Source organism: Bradyrhizobium sp. KZN70725 (assembly GCF_055264925.1).
In genome coordinates this window covers 176,113-182,812 of sequence record NZ_JBUYWT010000014.1, presented here as the reverse complement: position 1 = coordinate 182,812, position 6,700 = coordinate 176,113, and the positions used below count along the sequence as shown (strand labels likewise).

Here is a 6,700-nt window from a genome sequence, read left to right as displayed (position 1 = left end):
AGTCGGGCGACAACGCGCGCCCAATCTTTGTTCACAAGCGATTCGTGTGCCATTCCATCTTGGAATCACAAGCGAAGCCAAGGCGCAAATCCTATTTTAGCGCCTATGGGCGAAAGCCGGGACCCATTACCACAGCCGCCTGTGACTAGAATTCGCTGTGGCCCCAGCTCGTTTCAGCAATCGACATTCGGGGTAATGGGTCCCGGCCTTCGCCGGGACGACAGTAGAGTTGGACGAGACATCACAGCCCGCCCATCTTGCAGACGTATTTCCACTCCTCCGCGGTCACCGGCTGCACCGAAAGCCGCGAATATTTGACCAGCGCCATGTCGGCGAGCTTCTTGTCCGCCTTGATCGCGGCCATCGTCACCGGCGTCTTCAGCGGCTTGTCGGCCTTGATGTCGACGCAGACGAACTTGCCGGTCTTGTCGGTCGGGTCGGGATAGGCTTCCTTGATGATTTCGGCGATGCCGACGATCTCCTTGCCCTCGTTGGAATGATAGAAGAACGCCTTGTCGCCCTTCTTCATGTTGACGAGATTCTGCCGTGCCGTGAAGTTGCGCACGCCGGTCCAGGCTTCGCCCTTCGCGCCCTTGGCGACCTGATGGTCCCACGACCAGACCGACGGTTCGGATTTCACCAGCCAGTAATTCATCGCAACTCACCCCGTTCGATTGCGCCGCAATCTACAGCGACGTCGATGCCCGCGACAAGCACGGGCACCCGATCCAGAGCGTTTTCAAGCGAAGCCTGTCCCGCACTTGATGCGGGATGGATGCCGGTTCGCGTGAAGAAAACGCGTCAAATCAAGAAGCGCGGCATTTACTGTTTCAAATAGCGATCGAAGAACTTGGCGATGTCGGTGAACGTCTCCTTCGTCTCGGGCGCGTCGACGTTGAACTGGTACTGCGCGTGCGACTGCCCCTCATAGACATTGAGATCGGCGATCACGCCGGCGCGGCGCAACTTGCGATGCGTGCGAACCGTGTTGCTGAGGAAGAGATCGCGCGTGCCCGATGTCAGGATGGTCGGTGGGAAGCCCTTGAAGTCACCATAGATCGGCGAAATGTAGGGGTTCTTCAGGCTGGTGCCGTTTGAATAAAGCCTGGCGGCGCGGCCGAGCCAGCCGTCCCAGGTCACCAGCACGTTGTCGACCCATTCATTGCTCGCGTAGCTGTCGCCGATCTTGTCGATATCGGACCATGGCGTGCCCGGCGCGATGGCGGCGGGCAGCGGCAGCTTCTCATCCTTCGCCCGCAACACCATCGCAAGCGTCATCGCCCCACCGGTTGAGGTGCCGAAGATGGCCAGCCGGCGGTGCTCGTGCGATTTCAGAACTTCCTTCCAGACCGCCATCGCGTCGTCCATCGCGGCCGGATAGGGGAAGTCCGGCGGCATCCGGTAGTCGACCGAGAGGACCTTGAAGCCGCCAAAGCCGGCCATCATGATGGCTTCCGGCAACGCGGCTTCGCCGGGGCCGAACACGTAACCACCGCCATGGACGTGGATCAGCAGGCGTCGCCTGTTCTCGAGCGCGATCTTGTTCGGGGTCACGATGTAGCAGTGCACGCCGGCAAGCCTGGTTTCCTCGACCTTGACGCCGAGCTTCGCCTTCAGCGCCGGAATACCCGCGATCAGAAGCTTGGCGCGGCGATCGATCAACTCCTTCCATTCCGCAGGGGTTTTGGGGTCGGCATTGAAATGCGGCGGATAGGGCGCGCCGATCATTGCCTGCATCTCGGCAGACACGTCGGCGGTTGGATTGCCGATCGATTTGAGCGGCGCGACCCGCTTGCCGTTGTCGGCATTGGCGGCGGCCTCGCTCTTGGCAAGGTCGTCGTAGGTGGCGGCCGTTTGGGCGTGGGCTATGGCGGATGAGGCGGTGAATGCGACGGCGAGGCTGATCGAAAGGATGGCGCGATGCGGTTGACGCATGGGTTTTCCCTTGGGATCCGTTTTTCGATTTGTTGGACCGGGATCCGACGGTTCGCCGCCACGCTAGTACGGCGCGCACGGATGGTGAAGCTCTGCCACGCGCGACCGTGACGTGCGCTACTCCGCCTTGAACGGCCGCGTCAGCAGGCCTTCGATCGCTGCGTCAATGGTCAGCCGGTCGCTCAGGATCGCGGCGACCGCGTTTGACACCGGCATGTCGACCTTCTGCGCAGCGGCGAGCTCGCACAGCACCGGCGCGGTGAACGCGCCTTCGGCGAGCTTGCCGATCGGCGCGGCTTCGCCGCGGCCGAGCGCGAGGCCGAGTGCGAAATTGCGCGATTGCGCGGTCGAGCAACTCAGCAGCAGATCGCCCAATCCCGACAGGCCGGAGAGTGTTTCGGCGCGGGCGCCGCAGGCGCGGCCCAATCTTGCGAGCTCGCTGAAGCCGCGCGTGGTCAGTGCGGCGAGCGCGGAGGCGCCGAGATTCTTGCCGACCACGATGCCGGCGGCGATCGCCAGCACGTTCTTGGCCGCGCCGCCGATCTCGACGCCGCGCACATCGGTGGTGTGATAGGGTCGGAAGGTCGCCGAGCCGAGCGCCTGGACGAGCGCGCGTGCCAGCGCTTCGTCCCTGGTGGCCAGCGTGACGGCGGTGGGCAGTCCGCGCGCGACGTCGTCGGCAAAGCTCGGCCCCGACAGGATCGCGGGGACCGCGCGCGGCGCGGCTTCCGCGATCACCTCGGTCATGAATTTATGCGTGCCGTGCTCGATGCCCTTGGCGCAGGCGATGACAGGCGTGTCGGGTTTGAGATGCGGCGCAAGATGCCCGACCGCCGCGCGCAGATGCTGCGCCGGTGTCACGGCCAGGATGATGTCGGCCTGTGCCGCGGCGGCGATGTCCGACGTCACGGCGATGCCGGGATGAAGCCGGACACCAGCCAGCCGCGGATTGACCCGCGTCGCCTGGATCTGCGCGGCATGCTCGGCATTGCGCGCATACAGCGTCACCTTGCGCCCGGCGCGCGCCGCGACATCGGCCAATGCCGTGCCCCAGGCGCCGGCACCGATCACGCTCACGGACATATGCGCCGGCATCAGGCGGGCCTGTCTTCGCTCCCTCTCCCCGCTCTTGCGGGGAGAGGGTTGGGGTGAGGGGCTTTATCCGCGAGCGAGCCGAGTGTTGAGACCTGTACCCCCTCACCCGGATTGCTGCGCAATCCGACCTCTCCCCGCAAGCGGGGCGAGGTGCGACGGTGCCTGATGCGCGCCCCGTCGTACATTGTTCAATATCCGGCGCGGCTGTTGGCGTGGCCGGCCGGCGCCTTGGCGTTGGCGTCGAGCAGCCAGCGCGCGCGCGGCGGCGCCTCCATCGTGTCGGTGAGGCCAAGCGCCATCCGCTCGGCGCCGGCCCAGGCGATCATCGCGCCATTGTCGGTGCAGAGCGCCGGCGGCGGGATGATCAGCGTGGTCTGCGCCTTCGCCGCGACCTCCTGCAGCGCGCTTCGAATCGCATGGTTGGCGGCGACGCCCCCGGCCGCGACCAGCGCGCGCGGCGTGCCGAACCGCTCCTGAAACAGCTTCAGGCCGACGCTCAGGCGGTCCGCGGTCGATTCCAGCACCGCGGCCTGGAAACTCGCGCAGAGATCGCTGACGTCCTGCGGCTCGAGCGGCTCCAGCCGGCTGGCTGCATTGCGCACCGCCGTCTTCAGTCCCGACAGCGAGAAATTCGCATCGGCGCGGCCGAGCATCGGACGTGGAAAGGCAAACCGCGTCGGGTCGCCGCCGGCGGCCGCGCGCTCGACCTCCGGTCCGCCGGGATAGGGCAGCGACAGCATCTTCGCCACCTTGTCGAACGCCTCGCCCATCGCGTCGTCGACCGTGGTGCCGAGCCGCACATATTCACCGACGCCGACCACGGCGACGATCTGGGTGTGTCCGCCCGAGGCCAGGAACAGGCAATAGGGAAACGCCAGCGCGCAGGTCAGCCGCGGCGTCAGCGCGTGCGCCTCGAGATGGTTCACCGCGATAAGCGGCGTATCGTGCACCATCGCGATCGCCTTCGCGGTGGTGAGACCGACGATCACGCCGCCGATCAGGCCGGGGCCCGCGGCTGCCGCGACCGCCGACAATTGTCCGTAGCCGACGCCGGCCTCCTTCATTGCAGTGGCGACGATGCCGTCGAGCAGGTCGACATGGGCGCGCGCCGCGATCTCCGGCACCACGCCGCCGAAGCGGGCGTGCTCGTCGGTCTGCGAGCGCACCACGTTGGAGAGGATTTTCGCCTGCCCGTCAGCCTGGCGCTCGACCACGGCGGCCGCGGTCTCATCGCAGGTGGTTTCGATCCCCAGCACCAGCATCGGTGGTTCGTGTCCCAATTTCGGTCCTTGTGCTACGAGCATAATCCGGACAGGCCGGAACCGGTGTCCGGCAAGATGATGCTCATCAAAACGTCCGCTCCGGGGTAGCATTGCGAGGTCTTAAAGTGCAATCGGTCGCCAACGTCCAATTTATACGGCTGGAGGCCTGAAACCCTGACAATCCTTGTCACACGACCGCATCCGGATAATGACGCGACGCTCGCGACGCTGCGCCAGCGCGGCTTTGACGCCCTGTCGGCGCCGGTGCTGCGCTTCGAGCCGGTGCCGTTCCGCGGCGACGACGATGCGGATTATGATGCTGTCATCCTGACCAGCGCCAATGCGCTGCGCGCGGTCGATCTCGCGACCAGCCCGCTGTTGCGGCTGCCGCTGTTCGCGGTCGGGGCACACACCGCCGATGCGGCGCGCGCCGCAGGCTTCGACAAGGTGATCGTGGCGAAGGGCGATGCAGTCTCGCTGCGCAAGCTCGTGCTCGCACGGGTCGACGCCGGCGAACTGCCGGCATCGGCGACGCTGCTCTATCTCGCCGGCGCCGACCTTTCGCGCGATCTTGCGGGCGAACTGGGCGAGCGCGGGCTCAGCGTCGTCACCCACACCACCTACCGGATGGCGCCGGTGGCCGGCTTCCCGAGGGAAGTCAGCGACGCCTTCATGGCGAACCGGATCACCGCGGTGCTGCACTATTCCCGCCGCAGCGCGCGGGCCTTTCTGGACACGGTGCGCGCCGACGGGATCGAGATTTCGGCGCTCGCTCTGCCGCAATGTTGCATCTCGGCGGCCGTCGCCGCGGTGCTCCATGACGCCGGCGCGACCAAGGTGGTGGTGGCGGCGCGGCCGGACGAAAATGCCCTGCTGGAGGCGCTCAGCCGCACCCTACGGCCTCGACCGGAATAATTCTTTCGTCTGACCATGATGTTAGGCAATGCTCGGTTATTCGGATCGTGCTCTAAGAACCTGGGCCGATTCTGGCGAGCGTTTTCAAGCGAAGTGGGGACCGGTTCGCGTTAAGAAAACGCGACCAAACAAAAGGACAAGAGCATGATCCAATTCAATCGGATCGCATCATGCTCTACAGTATGCGGCCAGTAGTTTTGAGGACCCCCGCGATGGCTGAAGAAAGGCCGGACGACCCAGGATCTTCGCCGGATTCCCGGCCCAAGCGCGCGCCGTCGACCATCGATCTTCAGGCGACCGAAATCTCCAGCGAACCGTCGAAGGCGGGGGGGACCGAGGAAGCCGCCAAGGAAGTCGCCAAGGAGGCCGACCAGGATGCCGGCAAGGCGTCCGCGGACGCGGCGACGCCTGAGGCCGAGCCCCAAGGCGACGCCGCAGCGCAAGCGGAGCCGCAGCCCGAGACCGCCTCCGCGGCGCCGGACGCCGAACCGGCGCGGCCGGTATCGCCCTGGGTGGTGGCTCCGATATCCGGCGCCGTCGCGGCGGCGCTGGTGATCGGGGTTGGCTGGCTGCTCGGCTGGCCCGTCGTGCAGCCGGTCCCGGCGCCGCTACCCAATGCCGCCATCGACCAGCTCGGCACGCGCCTGAGTGCGCTGGAATCGAAAGCCGGCAGGCCGGTCGCGGCGGCCGCCGATCCCGCGGCGACGGCGCGGCTGGAGGCGCTCGACAAATCGATCGCCGCACTGCGCACCGAACTCGCCGCGACGCGGGCGCAATCCGACAAGCTTGCGGCGGCGGTCAATGACGCGAAAGCCGCGCCGCGCGATGGCGCGGCTGCGGCTGATCTCTCCGGCATCACGGCGCGCATCGACAAGGTCGAAGGTGCGGTGAAGGCGCAGGGTGCTGCGATCGCGAGGCAGGACGGCAAGATCGCCGACACCAAGGCCGAGGCGAAGGCCGACGATGTGCCGCTGCGCCGCGTCGTCGCGGCATCGCTGCTCGACGTCGCGGTGCGTCACGGCGATCCCTATGCCTCCGCGCTCGAGGCCGCGAAGGCGCTGTCGGACGATGCCGAGGTGCTGAAGCCGCTCGAGACGTTTGCGAGGTCAGGCGTGCCGAGCCCGAACGCGCTGTGCCGCGAGCTGATCGAGATCGTGCCGAAACTTGCGCCGCCTCCGCCTGAGGCTGCGGCGGCCAGTGCCGGGCTGGTCGATCGTCTGAAGGCCGGTGCCTCCACGCTGATCCAGATCGAGCGGACCGACGGCACGGGGACCGATCGCGGCAGCATCGTCGCGCGCGTGACATCGGCTGCCTTGCATAATGACCTCGCATTGACCGAGCGTGAACTGAAGTCGCTGCCGCCGGCGGATCGCACGGCGGCACAAGCCTGGCTCGCCAAGGTGGACGCGCGTCGCGCCGCGCTCGACGCGTCGCGTAAATTTGCCGACAACGCCATGGCGGCGCTCGCCACGGTCAACCAGTAAGTCTTTGCA

The 6,700-nt window shown here is 66.6% G+C and carries 6 protein-coding genes; 2 read left to right on the top strand and 4 right to left on the bottom strand.

Annotation, left to right across the window (positions count from 1 at the left end; genetic code table 11):
* Positions 1-241: 241 nt before the first annotated feature.
* The 4 genes from ACZBJS_RS16565 to tsaD all read right to left on the bottom strand — a co-directional run bounded on the left by ACZBJS_RS16565 (position 242) and on the right by tsaD (position 4,292).
* On the bottom strand, positions 242-655 hold the full coding sequence (locus tag ACZBJS_RS16565; RefSeq protein ID WP_057021328.1) for an EVE domain-containing protein: 414 nt from the start codon (positions 653-655) through the stop codon (positions 242-244).
* 167 nt (positions 656-822) lie between these two features.
* Positions 823-1,935 (bottom strand): alpha/beta hydrolase, encoded by a 1,113-nt coding sequence (locus ACZBJS_RS16560; RefSeq protein WP_316395405.1) that lies wholly within the window; start codon positions 1,933-1,935, stop codon positions 823-825.
* 117 nt (positions 1,936-2,052) lie between these two features.
* On the bottom strand, positions 2,053-3,030 hold the full coding sequence (locus ACZBJS_RS16555) for an NAD(P)H-dependent glycerol-3-phosphate dehydrogenase (RefSeq protein WP_316395404.1): 978 nt from the start codon (positions 3,028-3,030) through the stop codon (positions 2,053-2,055).
* A 188-nt stretch (positions 3,031-3,218) separates the two neighbouring features.
* A complete protein-coding gene (tsaD, locus tag ACZBJS_RS16550; protein WP_316395427.1) occupies positions 3,219-4,292 on the bottom strand; it encodes a tRNA (adenosine(37)-N6)-threonylcarbamoyltransferase complex transferase subunit TsaD in 1,074 nt (357 codons plus the stop codon).
* Positions 4,293-4,466: 174 nt separating this feature from the next.
* Here tsaD and ACZBJS_RS16545 point away from each other — a divergent pair, with 174 nt between their 5' ends.
* Together ACZBJS_RS16545 and ACZBJS_RS16540 are read left to right on the top strand one after the other, a co-directional pair.
* A complete protein-coding gene (locus ACZBJS_RS16545) occupies positions 4,467-5,207 on the top strand; it encodes a uroporphyrinogen-III synthase (RefSeq protein WP_316395426.1) in 741 nt (246 codons plus the stop codon).
* Positions 5,208-5,419: 212 nt separating this feature from the next.
* Positions 5,420-6,691 carry a COG4223 family protein gene (locus tag ACZBJS_RS16540; RefSeq protein WP_316395403.1) on the top strand — a complete coding sequence of 424 codons (1,272 nt, stop codon included), beginning with the start codon at positions 5,420-5,422 and terminating at the stop codon, positions 6,689-6,691.
* Positions 6,692-6,700: the final 9 nt, after the last annotated feature.